This window comes from Pueribacillus theae (assembly GCF_003097615.1).
GTDB classification, from domain to species: domain Bacteria; phylum Bacillota; class Bacilli; order Bacillales; family UBA6769; genus Pueribacillus; species Pueribacillus theae.
The window spans coordinates 26,180-47,710 of sequence record NZ_QCZG01000019.1; the positions used below are offsets into that span (position 1 = coordinate 26,180).

Genomic DNA, 21,531 nt, shown 5'->3' on the forward strand with positions numbered 1-21,531 from the left:
CTTTCTTCTTAATCTATATTTGGCTTCCAACGTAATTTATCTATCTCGTGATCTGCTGCACGAGCCACTGCTAACCCATAAATCACAAAAATTCCGATTACTATACATGCAAAGGTAATGGCAATCGGGTAAAGTAACTTTTGATCGTCGAAGTAAAGAATAAGAAATGAAATCATAGCCCTTATGCCAACAGCTCCACTAATGCATGCAAGAGACATAGGTAACAGAAAGGTTAACAACACCTGTTTATGCATTGATTTTTTCATTTGATTACGTTTTGCCCCCAACATGGAAAGCGTTACATAGCGCCCGCTTGTCTGCTTCATCTGCGTCAAAAATTGCAAAGCTAATACCGTACAGGCAATAATCAAGAATAAGAGTCCCATATATAGTGTTGTATAACTTCCAGCAACAACGTAGAAAAGTTTCCGTCCAAAGTTTTGTAAATAACTTTCAAACGTGAAGCCTGAAGCTTTTAATAAATCCCTCGCCTCCATCATTGGCTTCATTAAACCTTGCTGTTCTTGCAGCTTATGTGGGATGCGAAAATTCCAATATGACACATAGGTGTCCGTATTTAATAATTGTTCGAACATAGGATTAGGAACGATGAATGCTGAATGAATTTCTACTGAACGATCTGCTACTAGTCCTCTCATTGGAATGGATGGGCGTATAAATACTTCCTGATCATTAATGCTCATCAAACTTTGCCCTTTTTTTACAGCCTTTTCAAGAATATTATCTAGTATAGGCATGCTTTCTAGATTATCCATTTGCAAAAGGTCTGGATTAAAGTATAAAGCAATTTCATCTGAATGTAGATTCAGTGGTTTTTCTCCTATCGCATCTAAAAGTCCATTATAAGATGATTCAGGAATTAGGTAAGGTGTTGTTGCATCAATCTCTAGGATCCCAAGCAGATTAAGTGCTTCAGGGTTTTCCGGACTGATAGTGTAGCCTTGCATTTCTCCAGATAAAATTTGTTCTTTATCGTTGCTTGGCAGCGCCATAATAATTTGCTCTCTTAATTCAGACCAGTCTACCATTGACAAAGGGAAGTCGTCTTCCCCACGTTCATCCTTATATTTCATTCGTCCAATTTCTAGAAAATTTAAGTCTTCTACATACGGTAGCATTTTTTCTGACGTAAGAAATTGTTCAGCCTTTTGATTATCCCCATTAACAGTAAAATCATATATTGATGAACTTCTAGTATAAACATGTTCTAATCCCATCATAGTCGAAGCACCTTCTGCTAGTAAAATGATTGACAATGTGGTTAGAATAGATGTTACTGCAACAGAAGTAGATCGATTACCTATGTTTTCTTGAAACTGTCTTAATGTAAATGTATGCAGCCCTTTCGTAGATTTTCGCTCGGACAAACTTGCCAATAAGCCTAGTAATTTTGCAAATCCTCTCATAAAAAATATCGTCCCTAAACATCCAAGACCCAATGCCACAAATAGAAGCAATCCTGCAAAATCCATAAAGCGATATAAAACAATCCAATATGCAACACCTAGCAAGACAGAACCTACTAAAATATGGAACACGTTGGCTTTCAAATGTCCCATATCTTGTTTCTTGTCCATTTGATCATAAAGTAATTGATGTACTTCTTGATTAAATAGTTTTCCACCAAGAATAACTAATGCAACAAACTGGATAAATAAAAAACCGATGATCGTAAAGAAAATCGCACTTACCGACAAGCTTATTTGATGACCAATAATTCCTTGTCCGACTAATTTAGAAACTGTCAAGCTGATGATTTCTGCTAAAAATCCACCAATTAAAATGCCACCAATAAGTGCCAAAATAGAAGTAATGAACCCCTCTGCTAAAAGCTGAAGAACAAGGCGTTTCTTGCGCATACCTAACATGAGATAGAGCCCAAACTCTTTACTCCTTCGATTTAATTGATACCGATTCGCGAATAAAATCAAGAAAAACAATAAAAATAACGCAAATACATATACAATTGACATTTGAGCTAAAAGTTTATCGATTGCATCACTTTCAAATTCTTTCAGAAATAAAATAACATCTTGTCTACCAAGCGAAAGAATAATGTAAAACGAGGCTATTGCTGTTACCAGTGTTGCAAAGTAAATTAAATTCTCCTTACGACTACGTTTCGCATTACGGTAAATCAGCCTAGAAAACATTCGCACTTCCTCCTCCAAGCTGAGCTAATAACTTTAAAATTCTTGCATAAAATTTCTCTTGTGACTCATCATGTTTACGGCGCAATTCATGAAAGATAACGCCATCTTGAATAAAAAGGATTCTTGAACAAAAACTTGCTGCATTCGGATCGTGGCTGACCATTAAAATTGTTTTTCCACTACTTCTATTAATACCTTTCAACTTATTCATTAAAGTTCTTGCAGAACGTGTGTCTAGTGCTCCTGTCGGTTCATCTGCCAGAACGATATCTGGATCAGAAATCAAACAACGTGCAGCAGCTACCCTTTGCTTTTGCCCCCCAGACATCTGAGATGGGAATTTGTTAAGAATATCTGTAATTTCTAAAAAAACTGCTAGCTCATCTAATTTAGCACGCGCTTTTACAAAATCCATCCCATGAATTGATAATGGTAATAGTATATTTTCTTGTCCCGTTAGATTATCCAACAGTGCAAAGTCTTGAAACAAATAGCCAATTCGACTCCCCCGATACTCCGCTAAATCCTTACTGTCAAAAGCACTGATATTTTTACCATTTAAAAGTACACGCCCAGATGTTGGTTTTATTATTGTTGCAATGCAGTTTAATAATGTCGTTTTACCAGAGCCGCTTGGTCCCATTATTCCTAAGAATTCTCCTGGGAGAATATCAAAACTAACACCGTTTAAAGCTTTTGTTATATTGTTTTTCTTTCCGTAGTTTTTTTGTAAGTCCTGAACTTCTAGTAATTTTCCTTGTTTGACCAATGTATAACTCTCCTTTCTTATTATCATTTTTCGTAATTATAATCGAATTAAGCTATACACATTATAACTAGTATAAAAAACTAGAAACACTTACAAATGATGTAAGGAAAAATGTATGCCTGAATTTACGGCAAGTAGCGTTTACCCCTACCGTTTCACCATAATCGTTAACGAGTGCTTGATATGCCTTCACGACAGAGGATCATTATTTAGGGTCTTAGATGTCTTATTTAGCAATCTTTGATAATTGATTTCTTTTTTCGAATTAAATTAGGTGAAAGGGGATAATTACGTTTTTTGCTAGTGGGAATCCAACCTCCTTATAGCCGTTAAAATTTAAAGTATTCAACAAAACGATTTAATAAATTTTTTAGAAAAAAAAAAAAAAGCACCCCTTCAACTCGAAAGGATGCTTTCATATCAATGTTTTACCGCATTTTCTGATACCGGTGGTCGGGGTCGAACCGACACGTCCTCAACGGACACGGGATTTTGAGTCCCGCGCGTCTGCCAATTCCGCCACACCGGCAAAATGATAAAGATAAAAATAGGTACTTCATTTAAGTACCGACAAGCACTTCTTTTATATTTATTATCTTAAAGATAAATTGAGAATGGTGCCGGAGGCCGGACTCGAACCGGCACGGAGGTACACCCTCCGCAGGATTTTAAGTCCTGTGCGTCTGCCTATTCCGCCACTCCGGCAGGACTACTGGGTTTTGTGCGATTTTTTCGTCTCATATTCGATGTTAGGATGAAAGGATTCGATCCTTTTTGCAGGGGTTGTCTTTTTTGCGACAACATCACTATCATAATGAATTCTGGGACATATGTCAACACTTTTTTCGAAAAATATTTTTCCATTTTATCCAGTGTTTAATATTGACTAGTTGATTGCATAGTCATTAAATGATATAATTTATGACAGAATTGGTGAATGAGAGAAAGCAGGGTTAACGATGGAAAAGTTACCTATGAAAAAGTCATTTGAAAAAGATGATACAGCTAAGGAACTTGTTCTCTTAATGATGGAAAAAGGGTTCTCTGAAATGCCTGACTCTTATAAAGCGGATCAACTAGGCATTTCACTTAGCGAGTACTCTAACTATATGAATAACCCTGAGTTTCTTCGCTGGGCGGTAAAAACTATGCAAGACCTTTACGTTGCGAGGCTTCCGGAAGTGTTGAATACGATTTACAGCCAGGCTGTCGCTGGAAAAGGTCGTCAACAGAAAATGCTGCTTGAGTTTATGAAAATCAGCTCGAAGGACGAAGAAATGAGATCTCCGAACATTATTATCGTGAACAATATTCCAAACCCTGACGATCAGAAACCGCAAGTAATTAATATGGAGGAGATTACGAATGGCTGAGTTTCTTCCATATAATGAACAAGCTTGTAAAATGTGCGGTAAACCTTATAAGGAAGGTTCTGATACGTGGTGGGGTTTTTGCGCTACTTGCGGTTATTTAGAGCAGTTCTATAATCCTCTTCCAGCTCAACAGGAGTTTCACGCTTCTCCAAGCAAGTACCGTTTATATGCTGGAGGGTTCGGGTCTGGGAAAACGTTGTGCGGATGTCAGGAATCCATTCAACTTGCCCTTCGTTATCCAGGAAACTTCATATTAGTTGGAGCGCAAACGTATCCGAACTTGCGTGATACTACTTTACGAACGTTTCTTGAGATTGTCCCCCACCCTGTTTTAAAAGGCGGTTCGATTGAAAGGGCGTTTAATAAGGCTGAGAATATGCTAGAGTTCCATAACGGTTCTTCAGTCATTTTCCGTTCGATGGACGATCCGAATAAGTACAAGTCGCTTAACTTAGGTGCGTTCTATATAGATGAAGTTTCTGAAGTTGCTGAAGAAATTTGGATGATGCTTGAGTCTCGTCTGCGTAGGAATACGGTTCCTAGACGGACTGGTTTTGGAACGACAAACCCTGAAGGCGGTAGCTGGGTGTATTCCAAGTTCGTACAAAATAACGGGAAAAGCAAGAACTACTCTTATTTCCAAGCTCCGACTACTGAGAATATTTACCTTCCAGAAGATTATGTGCAAGGACTGTTGGATTCTTACCCAGAGAGCTGGGTGAAGAGGTACATCTACGCAGATTGGTCGGCGTTTGAAGGGCAAGTATTCCCAGAGTTTCAGCCGACGATTCCTTACGTAATCCCTCATGTTGATCCGAATCCAGAGCATCCGGTTTATTTTGGACTGGACCACGGTCTGCATAACCCGACTGCTGCTTTGTGGGGATCTGTAAACCCTGAAGACGGGACGCTTTATATTTATCAAGAATATTACGAGAAGAATCAGCTTGTCGAACATCATGCAGCGAATATTAAGTTTATGTCGAAAGATACGGCGATTTTTGGGCATTGGATTGATCCTGCAACACAAAACCGAAACGCTGTTACTGGGAAGTCGGTACGAAGCGAATACTTACGTCTCGGTGTTCCAGTCACTCTAGGTAACAACGATTTACATGCAGGGATTCATAAAATCTCTGAGTACTTGAAGAAGGATAAACACGGAAAGCCAAAGATTGTGATTTCTGAACGGTGTGAGCATTTAATCGAAGAACTTTCTCAATACCGCTGGGAGAAGGCGAAGCCTAGGCAGAATGAGCCAGAGAAGCCTCATTCTTATAAAGATCATACGGTAGACGCTCTAAGGTACATGGTGATGGGGCTGCCGAGATATTTCAACGACTCTCCGGCTTCAATGATTAGTTCTGTTCCCCCGCCGTTGCCTGAATTTTATGAACCTGGAGAGGAGGACATCGACCGTGTTGAAATTTATTCAGGCCTTATTTAATGCACGGAGAACTGTAACCGAACATAGGCAGCGAGTGTTTTATTTAACAAACGAGCTGACAAAAGCAAAAAACGAAGCCGAGTACTGGAAGCTGAAATATGAGAACGCAAAGAAATGGATTGACGATATTAAAGACGGGATCCACTCTTATGAGGACGGTGAATAGTGATGGCTGAAAAATTATCGAAAAAACGTGAAGAAGAAATTGTGAATGAGGTTTGGGATAACTACAGATACGCTATGCAAGCGAAAAAAGAGCTACACGATAAATGGCGTTTGTATGAAGAATTCTATAAGAACGACCAATGGCGACAAATTAAAGTGGATAAGGACAGAATAAAACCTACGATTAATTATGTCTTTACTACGGTGGAAAGTTTGATGCCTTATTTAACATCGAACGTCCCTGACCCTATCGTCCTCCCTACTCACCCAGAAGCGGAAGAAACGGCGACTGATTTAACAAAAATCGTGAAAATCATTTTGAATAAAAATAACATCGAAAAAGCATTGCAGCTAGGTGAAAGGCAGCGGCTGAAATTTGGTACATCTATATGGAAGGTATTTTTTGACCCAACAAAATTAAATGGTCTAGGTGACGTTGCTTTTGAAGTTGTGGACCCAGTTAATTTCTTCATTGATCCGAACGAAGTTGACGAACTTCAAAACGCTGATTTTTGCGGCACGTCAGTCAAACGTTCAATCGAATATCTTAGAAAGCGTTACCCAGATAAAGCTTCACAAATCCAGCCAGATCAATTGTCCTCAGAGATTAGCGTCTACGATAGCGAAGATGAAGAAGATCCTAGAAACCGCCAGGCAACGCTAATTGAATATTGGAAGAAAGATAAAGATAACGGTTTAGTCAGAATTGTTATAGCTGGAGACACGCTGCTTAGATATGACACGAATTTTTATATGCATGGCAAGTATCCGTTCGTCCGTTCATTAAATTACCCTGTCCAGAAAAGCTTCTGGGGCATGGGAGAAGCGGAACAGCTTGTCGAAATGCAAAAAATCTTGAATAAGCTTCTCCAGATTGTCGTTGAAAACGTTGCTTTAGCAAACGGGCAGATGCTTGTTGACAAAAACGCATCAGGAATCCGAGATATAAAGTCGTTAGCGAATAAGTTGTGGCAACCTGGTCTTACCATCCCAGTTAACGATGTCAACTCGATTAAAAAACTTGACGGTGTGATTGCGCCGGGATGGGTCGTAAATTTAATTCAGATGTTGCAAAAAAATATTGAACTCGTTACAGGTGTCTCCCCTCTTTACCTCGGTGAAGCTCCAGGTTCTATAACAGCAGCTTCCGGTATCCTCGCCCTCCAGGAACAAGCGACAGCGAGAGTTAAATTAAAGTTGCAGGAACAAGGAAGATTAATTGAAGAACTTGTTCAATTTATCATTGCGTATGCAGTTGAGTTTTACACGGAAGATCGGTACTTCCGTTACCTTGACGAGCGAAGACAACCTCAGTGGATTGAAATGAGCCAAGATGACTTGGCAAAACGTGATGAAGAAGGCAATCTTATCATCCCAGAATACGATGTTTCTATCGAAGTTGGCTTTGACGCTCCGATGAGCAGGGCGTACATTGAGCAAATGGCGATGCAACTCTTCCAGATGGGTGTAATTAATTCAGTTGAAGTGTTGAAAACGATGAACTTCCCTAATAAGGAAGAAATTATTGAAAGACTTGAGCAAGTGTCAGAGCTTCAAGGACAACTGGCCGGACTGCCGCAAGAAATGATTTCTCCAGCAATGCAAGGAGAATTAGCTGAATTAACCGCTCTTGACGTCGGAAACCCTTCCCTTCCAGGTGGTATGAATATTGAAAACACGAACTCCCCGCAAGACGCGATGGAACAGCAAGAGCAAATGGCTCCTGAACAATTATTCTAAAAATATTAAGGAGGTTTTATAAGTGACTAGGGCTGAAGTTGAGCAGGCTTTTTCTAACATTATCGAAGAGATTAATGATGAAGATGTGATTATTCTTGAAAAAGGTAATGATAATACGGTAATCTTCATTTCTGTTAAGGATTTCGTTAGTACGTTTGCTGAGTACGATCTGACTTACGCTAGTTTGGAGACGCACCCCTACTTTAATGCTGGGTGGAAAGAATACTTTGATAAATGGCGAAAAGCTGGTTACATTAAATCATTGACTAAATGACTACCCTATAGTATAGTTAGTATTAGATTAGTGTGTCTTATCATTCATTGACCAAGGCTCGTGATGTGTTCAAAGGACCAAGGCTTACTTGTCTATAGGGATGTAGCTCAATTGGACAGAGCAGTCGGTTTCTACCCGAAAGGTTGTGGGTTCGAGTCCTACCTTCCCTGTCAATTAAGTACAGTCCTCTAACATTAATGGGTACAGTCAAAGGAGGAATTTGAGAATGGAATTTGAAGAGCAGCAACAAATGCAAGGCATGGACCTACAGAATGTACAGTCTCATGAAGGAGACCAAGGCAATCTTGAAGGCGAACAACCTCAGCAACAAGAGCAGCAACCGATTGATTATGAAAAGTCTTTCCGTAATTTAGAAAAAGACTACACTCGCAAGGCTCAGAAGCTAAAGGAACTAGAAGCTTGGGAAAAGTTTCAAGAACAAACTGGAATTTCTGCCGAACAAGCGTTGCAGCAGCTTGAGTATTATCAAGGACAACAACCTCAACATCAGCAGCCGCATGACATGTACGGAAGCTTACCAGCACAGAATTTCCAGCAAGTAAATTACCCTCAGACTTACGATGATCCTAGAGTTACTCAACTAGAGCAGCAACTTCAGGAATTGAAACAAATGCAGCAAATTGACAATTTGAGGAAACGCTTTCCTCAATTTGATGAAATGTATCCAGACGTTATGAATCTGGCGCAGTCTCAGGGTCTTGACGTAGAAACAGCGTTCGGTCGCTTAATGGTTGATCGTTGGGACGATGTTCGGGCGAATACGGAGAAGCAAGTAGTTGAAAAAATTCGTGCGAAAGGTTTAAAAGCCTTAGAGCCTTCTGGCACACCGGAACCTCCTGGAGAAGGTGCGAATCTATCTCAGGAAGAGCTGGCTGCCGCTAACATGCTTGGAGTATCCCCAGAAGATTACGCTCAGATGAAAAACGTCAAATATACGATTGATTAATGTTTGACAGGAGCTGATTTTAATGACGTTAGATACGTCTAAAGCAGGTTGGAGTAGACTGCTCGAACCAGGTCTTCGAAAGATTTTCTTCGAGTCTTGGAAAGAGTATCCAACCCAATTCACGCAAGTATTCAATGTATTAAACTCTAAAAAGCACGCAGAACATGATCTTAGCTTGACTGGATTCGGACCGTGGGAAGCTAGAACTTCGGAAACTTCTGCTGTACCTTACGATGATCCGATGGAAGGTTTTTCAATCGACTATACGCACACGGAGTTTTTGAAAGGGTTTAAAGTTTCTCGTGCGATGGTTGATGACGAACTGTATAACCAAATTAATAAACTGCCTAAAAACTTGGCTCGTTCTGGACGGGCAAAAGTTGAGACGGATGCTGCTAGTGTGCTTAATAACGGGTTTACGAATACAGGTTATGACACAGAGCCTCTATTCTCCAAAGAGCATCCGATTAAGCGGACTGGTGGAAAAGTAAGCAACTTAATTGAAGTATCGGGGGCTACAAATCCAGAGGACATTCTAAATGAGGATACGGTGAATGAAGCTATTCTTCTCGCCAGACGGACTACGGATGACGCTGGACTGAAAATTGTCGTGCGTCCGAAGAAGTTAGTCATTCCTCCAAACTTGGAGCCGCAAGCTCAACGTATCGTTAATTCGGCCCAACGTCCTGGAACGGACTTGAACGATATTAACACGATTAAGTCTAAGCTTCAGATTGTTGTTATGGACTATTTGGACAAAGATGATGCGTTCTTCTTGCTTGATGACGATGTTCATGAGCTTAACTTCTTCTGGCGCGTTCGCCCTGAGTTTAAGTCTGAAGAAGATTTCGATACGCTTGAGGCGAAATATCGTGGGTACATGCGTTATTCGCACGGCTACTCTAACTGGCGTGGAGCTATTGGAGTAAGAGCAGTAGCGTCAGGCGGTTAATAAATATGGCAACTCTCAAAGGGGGTAGTTTCTGATGAATCTTAAAGAGATTAGGGATGACGTTCGATCTCTTATCATCGAACCTACCCCTGGTTTTCGTTCAAATGAGGAATTAAACAGGTGGATTAACCAAGGACATCAGCTCCTTGGTTCTGCCTATCGTATCGAAACGTTTCAACAGCTTAATCTAAAAACAGGTACTACATTCCACCAGCTCCCAGAAGATTTATTAGTCTTTAAAGGAGCATGGGACGAAAACAATAAATCCATTCCGATTATCCCAATTGCTTCTGGAACAGATATTATTGATGAAAATATGGAAGGAACAGCGATTTTCCGTTTCGGAGATAACTTCGTCTTAGTCGCTCCTAATGTTGAGCTACAGACGGATTACTCCGTTACTCTTTTCTATGATAGAAAGCCTAAAATGCTCCGTGCGGATAGCGATGAGCCTGAAATTCCTCTCCCCTTCCACACGTACATTGTCTCTTATGCGACAATGAGGGCTTTGCAGAAAGATGAAGATTACGAAGCAGCAGAAGTTTATCGACAAGAATTTTTAACAGGCTATCAGCGTATCTCCATCCAGAAAACGCCTGTTTCTCAAGATGCAGATATTATTATCGAAATGATAAAATTAGGTATTTTAAATCCAGCAGAAGCGGCAGAATGGCTGAACTTGCCTATGAAGAAGAAAATCTGGCAACGTGTTGAAGTTGAGGAAAAAGGAATGGCTCTTATGCAGACTGGCGTTATTGATAAAGCTGACCTTCTTGAAAATACAGAGTTTGTTGATCGAGAACAAATTGTGGAGCGTTTGAAGCAAAATGCTGAAGATTTTATAACGCTTCCTAGCTGGAGTGATCGGGATGGCGAATAGAATTGAAGCTCAAAATCGTGGAAGACATAGGCTCCAGTTTGAAGTAAACGATCTAACAGGAGGGTTTGTAACCCAGGCTGCCACGTACAACATAGAGGATAAATATTTAGACGACATTCTAAATATGGAAATCGTTCAAGGCATGTGGCAAAAGCGCAAAGGTTACACGTATTCAGGCTCTTTTACCCCAGTCACAAATACTCCTGGAAAATCTAAAGGGATGCACGTCTTTAACCAACGAGAGCATCTGCATGTGCTTTCAGCTTATGGAACCGCTCTATATGACACTTACCAGTTGTCGCAGACGGACGGGGGGAAAAGAATCTACAACAACCTCCCCCCTTCCGGCCGAATCCGTTTTGCAGATTTTGAAGGTGACTGTTATATCGCTCACGGCAAAGGCAGCATCTTGAAGTTTAACGGAAAGAGTGTTACGGAAACATTTTCCCCTTCCGGAGACGTGTTGGCGGTGTACGGAAACCGTCTGCTTGTAGGAGGATTAATCAGCGACCCGATGACCTTTTACTACTCGGCCAAAGGGGACGCCTCTTCCTGGAGCGCGTTAAATTATATTACGCTTGACGGTGGCTCCGGGGAGAGAATTACGGCAATGGTTCCCCTTCTTGGGAAGCTGTTTATTTTTACGAATCGATCCATTTACTCCCTTGTTGGAGATTTAGAAGCGTTTGCCGTCTCCCAGGAAGTTCATGGAATCGGGGCAGTGTCGGCTGAGGCTTTATATGTGTATGGAAGTGTATTCTACTTCATTTCCGAAGACCAGAAGATTTATGAGTTTGACGGAGGAAACTACCCCACTGAAATATCGAGACATATCTCCCACTACATCAAGTCAGAGTTTACGCAAAACGCCACAAAGAATGCCGTTATCACGCATTACAAGGATAGCATTTGGTTCACGTTTGATAATTCCTACGTTCCTAAAGATCGGGTAACGTTAGTCTACTTCCCAGAATACGGCGCGTGGTCAAAGTATAAAGGAATCCCTGCGGCTGATTACGTTCATATCAACGGGACGCTTTATTTCACCGGCTCACATAATTACGGCTCGCTGTATCAATTCGGGACGCAATATAAAGACGACCTTGCCCCTATCGAAGGAATAATTAAGACAACAAAATGGAGCCTAGAAGCCTTAGAAAACATTAAAAGATTTAAAAATTTGTATATACGTGGCGCGATTCAGGGCGGCGGGAGCAATGGATTTGATTTGGAATTTTACGTCGATGACTCCTTAACTGCTTCCGTAAGGGTAACGTCAGACATTGCTTCTGAAACGGAAATTTGGAATGAGTATAAGTGGGGCGAAATGTATTGGGGCTTTGCGGCCAACTCTTCCGGCGTCATTTGGGGCCAAACAAAATGGGATGAATTTGAATGGGGTAGGTCTGAAATAAAGTTTGCTCCTAAGTGGGGATATTCCGTTTGGGAAGCGTTTAACTGGGGCGACCACAAAGAAGGTACGCTTAGTGACGATGTTGGCTCAATTTACAGAAAGCTCTACTTGAGCCAGTACAATATCATTTCCGGTAAAACCCTACAAATTGTCATCAAGGATAAATCCCCTGACCACGGCTTCAGGTTTGAGAACCTACTATTAGAATATATTCAAAAAGGAGCGAGATAAATTGGCGCAGATTTCACTTCCCCACCACTTAGTAAATGGAACAGTAGCAGACGCTTCACAAGTCATGGCTAACTTTAATGCGATTGTAAACGTTGTTAACGGAAACTTAGGATCCGATAACATCGGAACGATTACAGGAGCGGAAATTACGACGAAAGACATAAACGGCGGTAATGTGACGCTAGACAACTTCACCCAAAGATTTCAGTCAGGGATTGAAGTTCTTGAAAATATTCCAACGAAAACAACGTACAGCAGGGAGATTAACTTCCCCAGATCCTTTCCAGGTACGCCTTATATTATGTTCGGTAAAAGCGGTTCCCAGCCGCATAACTTTCATATTTCTTATATGAGTCCTTCCAGAACTGGCTTTACTCTTTATTTCCATAGCACGTATGCAACAGACCGTGAGAGAGTAAGTATTCCGTGGCTTGCTGTGTATATCGGTTCAATGGCTTAAATTACCTAGACATTAGCGTATGAAGGAGGGTTGAATTTGGGCAATGATGCGCAGAGCGTTCCAATTAATCTGACAACCATTACTTCACAAAGTTCTTTGGCTCAAATAAACAACAACTTTAGAAAAATTCAGGCCGAGGTTTCCGGAGTTCGCCAGGATTTTGGGCGGCGTGTTCGAGAGTTTGAGGACCATAAAGACTATATGGAGCGTTACCTAGACGGAGAACGGCCAGCAAATTGGCGCAAATAGAAAAAGCCGAACAAGAATTAGCTGAGGCTGAAGAGCGCATTAAGCAAGCGGAGCAGTATATCGAGCAAGTCCGCCAGGATTTGGAGCAGCAGGCAATTGATAACGCGGAGAAGATTGAGCAAATAAAAGAAAGGCTCAATGCCGCGACTCAGCAGCTCGATGGGGTTCAGGCAAACATTGATCAAACGAATCAAACCATTATCGAGCAGAGGGACTTTCTCAAAAATTTTGCTGTGAAGGTTTCTAGTGAAGCTGAACAAGCCGCAAAAGATCAGTCGTTCGAGTGGAGCTTTACCAAACGCTCTGAGAAGGCCCTATTTACCCGAAACTCTACCGCGACGCTACCGGACGGAACTGTTGTCCAAAAGAATGAGCCGCGTTTCATAGGAAACGGTATCTTAATTGAAGCTGGGGACGGCGCACGCGCGCCTGAATGGTTGACAATCCCCTCCTCCGTCCTCTCTACAGATGAAGGGGCATTGGTAGTGTCGGTTTCTTCACGGCAAATCGCTAATGGTTTGCGGGCTTTGACGGCAGGAAATTTATTCGTTGAAATTCAAGGAAATCAATGGAGTTTTTCTGGAATCAAGGGCGGTACGGTTAGGTTAGAACATGCTGTAGATTTAGGCTTTACATGGAAAAAAGGAGCTGTTACTGCCTATATCAACGGTGACAAGGTAGGCAGCCAATCTTTAGATGTTTCCTTGGGGGATGAAATCTATTTAGGTTCAGCCGAGGACGGCAGACAGGGGAATATGCTTATTACAGATTTCATGGCTAGTAAGACTGCCGACGTATTAGTTCGGCGCAAAATTGCAGTTTAGGAGGATGAATGATGCCTTTTTCAGTGTACGCAAAAAAGGAAACGCTCAATCATTTGTTTCGGAGTGGTTCACTTTACCTTGCCTTATACAACGGCGATCCAAGAAACGGCGGATCAGAGGTTTCAGCCAGTGAGTACGAACGGCAAAGCATTTCGTTTGGTGAACCTGTAGAGAGTTCGGGAAGTGTTAAGGCTCAAAATAACGGCAGTGTCGAATTTCCTATCGCTAGCTCCGACTGGGGTACGGTCGATTATTTGGCTATTTATGATGCTAAAACTTCGGGGAATTTACTGGACTCGGATCAGTTGAATGACAGTTTTGAGGTTAAAGCGAATACTCAATTTTTCTTAGATGAACAAAATTATACGATTATCTTAAACGATGGCCAGTAGGAGGTATATTTATGCCAAGATTACAGGCAGCTAATGACGCTGAGACGACACTTGCGGAATCTATAAACGCTTCTCAAACGACTTTAACTGTCATAGACTCTTCTTCCTTCCCAGCCGTCCCGTTTCGCGCAACAATTGATCCGCTCGGAAATATGGAGATCGTCGAGGTCACCGCAGTAAACGGGACGACGTGGACAGTTGAGCGTGCTAAGGAAAATACAAGCGCGGCAAGCCATGCGGCCGGCGTAAAAATCGAGAACAGCTTTACCGCTGGGACGTATCAAGAGCTAGCGGATGAAACAGACGTGCGGAATGTATCAAATGCACTTGATTTGCATAAGGCGGAAAAAGCAACAATGTCTACACTAGGACATGTAAGGGTTGATGGAAATACAATTAAAATAACTTCCAATGGTGTGATTAGTGGGTTTAACGAAAACGCAGACACTGTAAGAATAGGTCGTGCGGCACAAGTATCAGGAAGTTATTCAATAGCTATAGGCAGTTTCGCGGATGCCCAAAATGGATGTATTATAATTGGCAGAGAAGCTTACGCCACAGAGCCAGATAATGTGATAATAGGAAATGATGCATTTGCCGTCGGATCGGCAAACGTCGTAATTGGCGAAGGGGCTGTAGCTTGGGGAAGGCATAGCGCGGCAATTGGAGCTGGCGCAGAAGCGGTTGGCGAAGGTATGTTGGGGTCAGAAAATGAAGTGTACTCATGGGTAGTTCCGGGAAGGTTTACCGTTCAGGGAACAAAAAATTTTGAGATGCCTCACCCAAAGCCAGAAAAAAGAGAAACACACGTCATAAGACACGGAGCAGTAGAAAGTCCAACAGCGGGAGACACGTTATACCGCTGGAAAGTTGTAGCAACGAAGGACAACGATAAAGCAATTATTGAACTCCCTGACTATTTCGTGTGGCTAAACAAAGACGTACAAGTTTTTGTCACGCCGCAAGGCCATTTCGGAAACGGCTACGGTGTACTAAATGAAGAAACAGAACAATTAGAAATACATTGTCAGTATGAAGGCGAATACAACGTCCTTGTAATAGGAACACGAAATGACGACCATCAATCTGTACAAGAATGGAGCATCAAAGGCGTGGAACGTGAAATAGGAGAATCATGGAACGGAGAGTCCCGCATGTTTAGCGTTAACGAAATTATAGAAGTATCAGAAATGAAGGAGGCTTAATTTGATGGAAATTTTTATAGAAACAAGCAAGATTCAGTTCAAAAACCCGGAGGTTGGGAAACCAACAAGAGCGGTAGAAGAGCATTATTACGGCAGACGTATAACTGCTTTAGTAAACAACGAAAAGAAATACTTTAGATTCAAAAAAGAAGAATTAGCATTTGAAGTAGATGAAGATGATATGATTCAAGCGATTGAGCAGCGGTTATCAGAAGAAAATTAACGCGATATCAAGGATCAAAATGTACAGCACTCTCTCCCCTAGAAAGGTGGTGTTCTCTTGTACCCGAAAAAATATAACACGCCTTATAATGGAAATGGGATTAACCGGGTGCAAGGTTTCGTAATATCAGAAACCTTTACATTCACCCTAGCTGTCGGGGATTCACGGCAAGCAAATACAGTAGTGTCGGTAACGCAAACGGATACTGAAGCTGTTGGACGCTTTGAAGTCCGCGGATTAGTAGAGTCCAATACTATAACAGAAACAAGCATCCGTTCGATTGTTTCCCGATCTGGAAACGCGCGTTCAGAAACCTTTATAAATTCAATTATAAAAAGCGTTTTACGGGAAGTCGGCTTTACAAACTCTTTCACTGAAGCTACATCATACGCGCAGGGACGTATGCGTTTTGCTGGTCAAACGGAATCTAAGACAATTACGGATACCCTATTTAATGTAGAACGCTTTGAATATGTTTTTAAGCCTAACGACTACACGACGGCTTTCATCAAATTTGACCATAATTTAGAGTACCACTCTCCGGTAAACATTGAGCAATCCGTATTACAGACTGACCGCTATAACGGCGTGAGTATTACAAAATCCGACGGCTTTCTCGCATTACGTGACGACGAATTAGTAGAAACGGTTGTGAACGCAACTGTAGGTATCGCGATTCAGACCCGTTCTAGTGTGAATGACCCGTGGAAAGCAAAATTATATGCCGATACGTCTGGAAATCTCCATCTTGACGGGACACTGGTAGCGGCTGATGGGATCTTTACGGGCAGTCTTCAAGGAGTGGACGGCACATTTACCGGTACGCTACAGGCCGCGAACGGCTCTTTCACGGGCAACCTGTTGGCAGCTTCCGGGACGTTTACTGGGGAATTGCTCGCTGCTAGCGGCAGTTTTTCAGGTAATCTGTTGGCAGCTTCGGGAACCTTTTCAGGCGACTTGCAGGCGGCAGGAGGCAGTTTTACGGGAGAACTACGTGCTGCCAGCGGGACTTTTGCAGGCACTCTCCAGGCTGTAGATGGCGTATTTACTGGAACTCTTGATGCGGTAGACGGCAATTTCATTGGGCAGCTAAACGGCGCAAGCGGAACCTTTGTAGGCGACCTTGTTGGCGGGAGGGTCATTGGCGGAAGGTTTGAATCTCATAGTGGCGGAGTTATGACACTTGACCCTCAAGGAATCAAGTTTAATAACGGTCGTCGAACGTACAGTCTGAACCACATAATGGTTGAGACAAATGCCGTCGGCACAAACGTTGCGAATGTTTATTTAGCCCCTTTACGCGGATATGAAGCCCGCGTGGTCAGTTATGACGATATCCCGGGGGATGGCCACGCAGATAGCTACCATTATGAAAGGATTCGGACATCTGGCGTTATAGCCCCTCCTAACCAAAATATTGTTTTGTATACGGGCTTGGAAGGCAGATGTATAAATAATGCAGGCACTGCTTACATGCCCTTCCGTGCAAGCTCTTTTCCAACAGGTTCTTTGGTGGAGTATAAGGAGAACATTACCGTATGGGAAGAAAGTGCGCTTGACTTAATCAACTCTGCGACAATTTATGAGTACCAATTAAAAACCGAGCTTGAGCAAGGCATTGCTAGAAACAGGCAAGGATTAGTTATCGGAAAAGGATTCAGTACTCCCGAAGGCATCATTGACGGAGACGGCGTTGAGCAATATTTGATGAATACTTGGAGCTGGAAGGCGATTCAGGAGCTGTCTTCAAAAATTGCAGCGTTGGAACAAAAATTGGTTAAGGAGTGTTGTTCGTGCAACCACAAAAAATAAATGTTAATGTCGATGCCTTGATCGCTTCGATGTCTGAAGATGTAGCAAAGCTATCAAAAGAAAAAGCCCTCCTCCAGTCTCAGCTAAAAGACTATGAAAATGTTATAATGAAGTTAGATGAAGAAAATAAGGAATTGAAGAAAAAGCTGGAGGAAAGAGATAAACCTTCTAAAAATAAGTGAGTAGTCAATTGCGTATAGGGGTGATTCCGTGGATTTAGTGGAAGCAGTAACAAAGCTCGGTTTCCCATCAGCCTTGGCGGTTTTCTTCGTATGGTGGACGACGTTCCAGCTGTCAAAACGCGTTGATACGTTATGTGAACAAATAAACCAGAATACGAAAGCGGTGATAACACTAGCTACTGTGTTTGCTAAAGACAGGAGTATTGATTTACAGGAAGTTAAAAAGTTTATGGGAGGAGACTAACGATGTTTGAATTATATGGTGTCGGTGCGGTCGCCCTATGCATTGCGCTTGTAGAAGTTGCTAAGAAAGTAGGATCGCCAAGCCGCTTCTCCCCTATTCTCGCTCTCATTATCGGCGTTGTTTTAGGGGTGTGCGCTTACGGAATGACGGCTCAAGGGGTTGTTCTTGGCCTAGCTGCCGGAGCATCAGCGGTCGGCGTCTACAGCGGCACAAAAAATGTTGTTCTGAAGGAGGAGGAATAACATGAAGATTATTCAAGCTTTTATCCCAAAGTCGAATACATTCACTCGCCCCGGTTTTTCAATGAAGCCTGAATATATCACGGTACATGAAACGGATAATCCAAATGTCGGAGCAAACGCTCTCGCCCATGCCCGTCTCCAGGAAAACGGGAACCGAAGGCAAGCCTCCTGGCACTTCCAGGTCGATGATAAGCCGATTATTTATCAAAGCATTCCAACGAACGAAGCAGCCTGGGCTGGCGGTGACGGAAGGAATGGTACGGGGAACCGCAAGTCCGTTCATATAGAAATCTGCGTAAACCGTGACGGGGACTATGGCAAAGCTAAGATTCATGCAGCATGGCTCGTACGGTACTTGATGAAAGAGATTAATATTCCAATTAGTAATGTCGTCCAGCATAATAAATGGTCTGGAAAGAACTGTCCTAGAAATCTAAGAAAAGGAGCTAATTGGGATGAATTTATTGCACTGGTTCAAGGGGTTAAATATTCTGCTCCAGCCAAGGAAAAAACCAAAGATACCTCCACCCCCAAGTCCAGCGGCTTAATTAGAGTCGGGAGCAAAGGTTCGGAGGTTAAGTCGTATCAAAATAGACTCAAGAAAATGGGCTACAATCCTGGGAAAGTGGACGGAATTTTCGGCCCTAACACTGAGGCAGCTCTACGCCTCTTCCAGTTAGACGCTGGAATAAGCGTTGACGGAATTATCGGGCCTGATACAAAGAAAGCGTTCACTACAATGGTAAAATATCCTGGCTATCTTATCTCGGTTAAAAAACCCCTTATGAAGGGAAAATCGGTTAAAATTGTTCAGCGTAAAACCGGAGTACTTGTAGACGGACTATACGGAAAAAATTCTGAGTTGGCTGTAAGAAAGTATCAATTAAAGAACAAGTTACAAGTAGACGGAATTGTAGGGCCGAAAACTTGGATGAAAATGTTTGGATAAGGAGGTAAAATCGTGAGTTTAGCTGCGTTAAGAGATCGAATACAGGGCGCGCGTTATCCGACTGTCATGAGACCTAGTCCTAAGCCTACTTCAAGGCTTGATACGTTAAAGTCTTTATCGAATCAGGCTAGGACGAAAAAGATCACGCCTAAAAAGACCGCAACAACTGTTAAATCGGCTCCTAAATCATCAACATCTGGCGCGCCGAACACGCTTCCTTTAAGTTCTGTTTCCCCTCCGATAACGTATACGCCTATGGTTCCAAAATTCCGAGATATCCCGACATTTGACGCTTCTTATTTCATGCCGAACGATACATTGAAACTGATTAATAAGCTTATGAACGCAAAACCAAACATGAATGAAAAACAGCTTCAGGAACGGGCTAAGACGCAAACTGAGTTGTTGACAAATCCTCAAATTGAAGCTCTAAGAAGTCAAATCAACGCATTCAAAAGCTTGATTCCTCAAGCTAGAAAAGATATAGATTCTTCTTATCGAGATTCTCAAGAGCAAATGGTCGATAGCGTTAATAGAACAGTTAGAGAAGCGATTCAAGAAGCGCAAAGCCAGCAAGGAGGGATTCGTTCAGGCGTTGCGGTTAAGTTAGCTTCCCAGGCAAGGCAGCAGGCAGCCCCTTTAACAAAAGCAATGCACACGGACTATGTAAATACACGTGAACAAGTGTTAGGTGCTTTGCAGATGCAGCAGAAAGAGGCGCAAAATTTATTAAAGTCAATTGAAAAGAATAAGAAGAATATGACGAAAGAAAATTACAACGCCTTAAAAGACCAAGCCGTTCAGCAATTTAGAGCCGCTCAACAAGCACAGCAACAGTTCCTGCAAGGAATCTCCCAGATGGAATCTGGAGCAAGATCCAATGCTGCTAGATTTCAGCAGGAATCTGCCGCTGCTTATAATCAATACCAATCGCAAAGCACGGAAAACTACAATAGATTTATGGAACAATTGTTTCAACAAAATATGCAGCAAGCTCAGATTGACGAAGCGAATTTAGCGCAAAGTAATTTAAGTCAATGGACGAATTATTTAACCGGACCAAGTGTCGAAAATCGTTCAGACGCTTTATCTCTTCTCCAGCAAAACCGTGGAACAATTATTGACGCAATCGGACAAGAAGGATACAACCAATTGGAGAACTATATTAAGGATCTTGGACCAAACTGGAAGAACCCCAACTATTCTGCGCCTTATATTACGACTCCAGCTTCTGTAGTTCCGAAAGGATTCTACGATAAGGTTGGAAAAACAAAGACTCCTACGATTGGTAACATAGCTTCAAACGTGGCTTGGAATTTAATTAGAACTATTCCTTTTGCGTTAAATCCTGGTTCCTTGGCTTCAGCAGCAATGAGAAATATAAGGCGGTGATTTAATTGCCTAGTTATAAAGAATTAATGCCTAGTTTAAATCCGTTGCAAAATACGATACGCAAATTAACTGATTTCACTCTTCCTAATCAGGATTTACGAAATTTCAGGGATCGTTCTCGACAAGAAGCAGCGACTGCTACCGCTCCTCAAAGAGAAGCACTTCAAGGAACAAGGAGAATACTGGATCAACAAAGAACGCAGCAATTAAATGCTATTCAAAGAAATCGTTCCCTTCTCCCCCAGTGGTTCCAGCAAAATTTAAAACAAACGGCAAGCCAAGTTAGACAGCAGGAGGCTAAAAGAGGGGTAGCTTCTTCTGGGGTCGGGCTAATGAATATATTACAGGCAGGCCAAGCCCCTCTCCAGCAGCAGGCACAAGGTCTTCAGGAACTTATTGGGCAGCAAGGGCAAATGGAAGGAAACTATTTGAATCAATTGCTGTCTCAAGTGTTTGGGCCTCAAAGAGAGTTGGCTGTCCAGCAAGGGGCTGAAGCGACAAAACGTTATCAAACTTATATAAATCAAGCACAGGAATCTCTTTTCCAGGGAAGGGTTCAAGATGCAGAACGTCTGCTTAACGAAGCTCAGTTGGAGTACAATGCGCTCATTCAGCAGCAAGAAGGACGTTTACTCCAAGAACAAATGGGATATCAAAAAATGCTTACAGAAGAGCAGCAAAGATACGCACAGAATTTACCTGGGTTAGCGACGCAAGGAGTCAAATTATCAGATGCAGCAATCCAAGCGCATCAAATGGCTTCCCAGTTGGGACTAAGATTAACGAGCGGATATCGGGATCCTAAGAAAAACGCTGCGGTCGGAGGTTCTAAGAAATCGAAGCATATGCAAGGTTTGGCTTATGACTTTTCTGGATCGAAAAAAGCAATGGATCAGTTTGCTAAGTGGGCCAAGAGCAGTGGATTGTTTGACCAAGTATTGTGGCAAGTTCCAGGACACTATGACCATGTT

General features: G+C 42.2%; 23 protein-coding genes, 3 tRNA genes and 1 pseudogene. 23 read left to right on the top strand and 4 right to left on the bottom strand.

Features of this window, described 5'->3' with window-relative positions; translation table 11 throughout:
- Positions 1-8: 8 nt before the first annotated feature.
- The 4 genes from DCC39_RS10175 to DCC39_RS10190 form a co-directional block, all read right to left on the bottom strand.
- Entirely contained in the window at positions 9-2,174 is a 2,166-nt protein-coding gene (locus DCC39_RS10175) for an ABC transporter permease (RefSeq protein ID WP_116554790.1), read from the bottom strand.
- Positions 2,164-2,943 carry an ABC transporter ATP-binding protein gene (locus tag DCC39_RS10180; protein WP_205948497.1) on the bottom strand — a complete coding sequence of 260 codons (780 nt, stop codon included), beginning with the start codon at positions 2,941-2,943 and terminating at the stop codon, positions 2,164-2,166. The genes DCC39_RS10175 and DCC39_RS10180 overlap by 11 nt, the downstream gene beginning before the upstream one ends.
- Positions 2,944-3,387: 444 nt before the next feature.
- Positions 3,388-3,472 (bottom strand) — tRNA-Leu (locus DCC39_RS10185).
- Positions 3,473-3,558: 86 nt separating this feature from the next.
- Positions 3,559-3,648: transfer RNA gene (locus DCC39_RS10190), tRNA-Leu, on the bottom strand.
- Positions 3,649-3,902: 254 nt separating this feature from the next.
- Between DCC39_RS10190 and DCC39_RS10195 the strand changes: the two genes are divergently transcribed.
- The 23 genes and pseudogenes from DCC39_RS10195 to DCC39_RS19435 all read left to right on the top strand — a co-directional run.
- Positions 3,903-4,316 (top strand): hypothetical protein, encoded by a 414-nt coding sequence (locus tag DCC39_RS10195; RefSeq protein WP_116554792.1) that lies wholly within the window; start codon positions 3,903-3,905, stop codon positions 4,314-4,316.
- A complete protein-coding gene (locus tag DCC39_RS10200; protein WP_116554793.1) occupies positions 4,309-5,763 on the top strand; it encodes a PBSX family phage terminase large subunit in 1,455 nt (484 codons plus the stop codon). The genes DCC39_RS10195 and DCC39_RS10200 overlap by 8 nt, the downstream gene beginning before the upstream one ends.
- Positions 5,735-5,929, top strand: coding sequence for a hypothetical protein (locus tag DCC39_RS10205; RefSeq protein ID WP_116554794.1), 195 nt, complete (start codon positions 5,735-5,737; stop codon positions 5,927-5,929). Before DCC39_RS10200 ends, DCC39_RS10205 begins: the two co-directional genes overlap by 29 nt.
- A gap of 2 nt (positions 5,930-5,931) precedes the next feature.
- A complete protein-coding gene (locus tag DCC39_RS10210; protein WP_116554795.1) occupies positions 5,932-7,668 on the top strand; it encodes a portal protein in 1,737 nt (578 codons plus the stop codon).
- 22 nt (positions 7,669-7,690) lie between these two features.
- Complete coding sequence (locus DCC39_RS10215) at positions 7,691-7,942, top strand: hypothetical protein (protein ID WP_116554796.1); 252 nt, start codon at positions 7,691-7,693, stop codon at positions 7,940-7,942.
- Positions 7,943-8,038: 96 nt separating this feature from the next.
- A tRNA-Arg gene (locus DCC39_RS10220) sits at positions 8,039-8,112 on the top strand.
- A 56-nt stretch (positions 8,113-8,168) separates the two neighbouring features.
- Positions 8,169-8,909, top strand: coding sequence for a hypothetical protein (locus DCC39_RS10225; protein WP_116554797.1), 741 nt, complete (start codon positions 8,169-8,171; stop codon positions 8,907-8,909).
- Positions 8,910-8,931: 22 nt separating this feature from the next.
- Positions 8,932-9,861, top strand: a complete 930-nt coding sequence (locus DCC39_RS10230) for a Mu-like prophage major head subunit gpT family protein (RefSeq protein ID WP_116554798.1) — start codon at positions 8,932-8,934, stop codon at positions 9,859-9,861.
- A 34-nt stretch (positions 9,862-9,895) separates the two neighbouring features.
- Positions 9,896-10,741, top strand: coding sequence for a phage adaptor protein (locus tag DCC39_RS10235; protein WP_116554799.1), 846 nt, complete (start codon positions 9,896-9,898; stop codon positions 10,739-10,741).
- Positions 10,731-12,386, top strand: coding sequence for a hypothetical protein (locus DCC39_RS10240; protein ID WP_116554800.1), 1,656 nt, complete (start codon positions 10,731-10,733; stop codon positions 12,384-12,386). Before DCC39_RS10235 ends, DCC39_RS10240 begins: the two co-directional genes overlap by 11 nt.
- A gap of 1 nt (position 12,387) precedes the next feature.
- Positions 12,388-12,846, top strand: a complete 459-nt coding sequence (locus DCC39_RS10245) for a hypothetical protein (RefSeq protein ID WP_116554801.1) — start codon at positions 12,388-12,390, stop codon at positions 12,844-12,846.
- 36 nt (positions 12,847-12,882) lie between these two features.
- Entirely contained in the window at positions 12,883-13,095 is a 213-nt protein-coding gene (locus DCC39_RS10250) for a hypothetical protein (RefSeq protein WP_116554802.1), read from the top strand.
- Entirely contained in the window at positions 13,083-13,919 is an 837-nt protein-coding gene (locus DCC39_RS10255; RefSeq protein ID WP_116554803.1) for a hypothetical protein, read from the top strand. The genes DCC39_RS10250 and DCC39_RS10255 overlap by 13 nt, the downstream gene beginning before the upstream one ends.
- A gap of 11 nt (positions 13,920-13,930) precedes the next feature.
- Positions 13,931-14,311: a phage tail fiber protein gene (locus DCC39_RS10260; protein WP_116554804.1), complete on the top strand. Its 381-nt coding sequence runs from the start codon at positions 13,931-13,933 to the stop codon at positions 14,309-14,311.
- Between the two features lie 11 nt (positions 14,312-14,322).
- Positions 14,323-15,516, top strand: a complete 1,194-nt coding sequence (locus tag DCC39_RS10265; RefSeq protein ID WP_116554805.1) for a hypothetical protein — start codon at positions 14,323-14,325, stop codon at positions 15,514-15,516.
- Positions 15,517-15,520: 4 nt separating this feature from the next.
- Entirely contained in the window at positions 15,521-15,739 is a 219-nt protein-coding gene (locus DCC39_RS10270; protein ID WP_116554806.1) for a hypothetical protein, read from the top strand.
- A 57-nt stretch (positions 15,740-15,796) separates the two neighbouring features.
- Entirely contained in the window at positions 15,797-17,551 is a 1,755-nt protein-coding gene (locus DCC39_RS10275) for a translocation/assembly module TamB domain-containing protein (RefSeq protein WP_116554807.1), read from the top strand.
- The gene (locus tag DCC39_RS10280; protein WP_116554808.1) at positions 17,533-17,733 is read left to right on the top strand and encodes a hypothetical protein; all 201 of its coding nucleotides are present in this window, start codon (positions 17,533-17,535) and stop codon (positions 17,731-17,733) included. The genes DCC39_RS10275 and DCC39_RS10280 overlap by 19 nt, the downstream gene beginning before the upstream one ends.
- A gap of 28 nt (positions 17,734-17,761) precedes the next feature.
- On the top strand, positions 17,762-17,977 hold the full coding sequence (locus tag DCC39_RS10285) for a hypothetical protein (protein WP_116554809.1): 216 nt from the start codon (positions 17,762-17,764) through the stop codon (positions 17,975-17,977).
- A gap of 2 nt (positions 17,978-17,979) precedes the next feature.
- Positions 17,980-18,219 carry a hypothetical protein gene (locus DCC39_RS10290; protein ID WP_116554810.1) on the top strand — a complete coding sequence of 80 codons (240 nt, stop codon included), beginning with the start codon at positions 17,980-17,982 and terminating at the stop codon, positions 18,217-18,219.
- Between the two features lies 1 nt (position 18,220).
- Positions 18,221-19,168, top strand: a complete 948-nt coding sequence (locus DCC39_RS10295) for an N-acetylmuramoyl-L-alanine amidase (RefSeq protein ID WP_116554811.1) — start codon at positions 18,221-18,223, stop codon at positions 19,166-19,168.
- A gap of 12 nt (positions 19,169-19,180) precedes the next feature.
- Positions 19,181-20,560, top strand: coding sequence for a hypothetical protein (locus tag DCC39_RS10300; protein ID WP_116554812.1), 1,380 nt, complete (start codon positions 19,181-19,183; stop codon positions 20,558-20,560).
- 755 nt (positions 20,561-21,315) lie between these two features.
- Positions 21,316-21,528: pseudogene (locus tag DCC39_RS19435) on the top strand (D-Ala-D-Ala carboxypeptidase family metallohydrolase); the annotation flags it as partial.
- Positions 21,529-21,531: the final 3 nt, after the last annotated feature.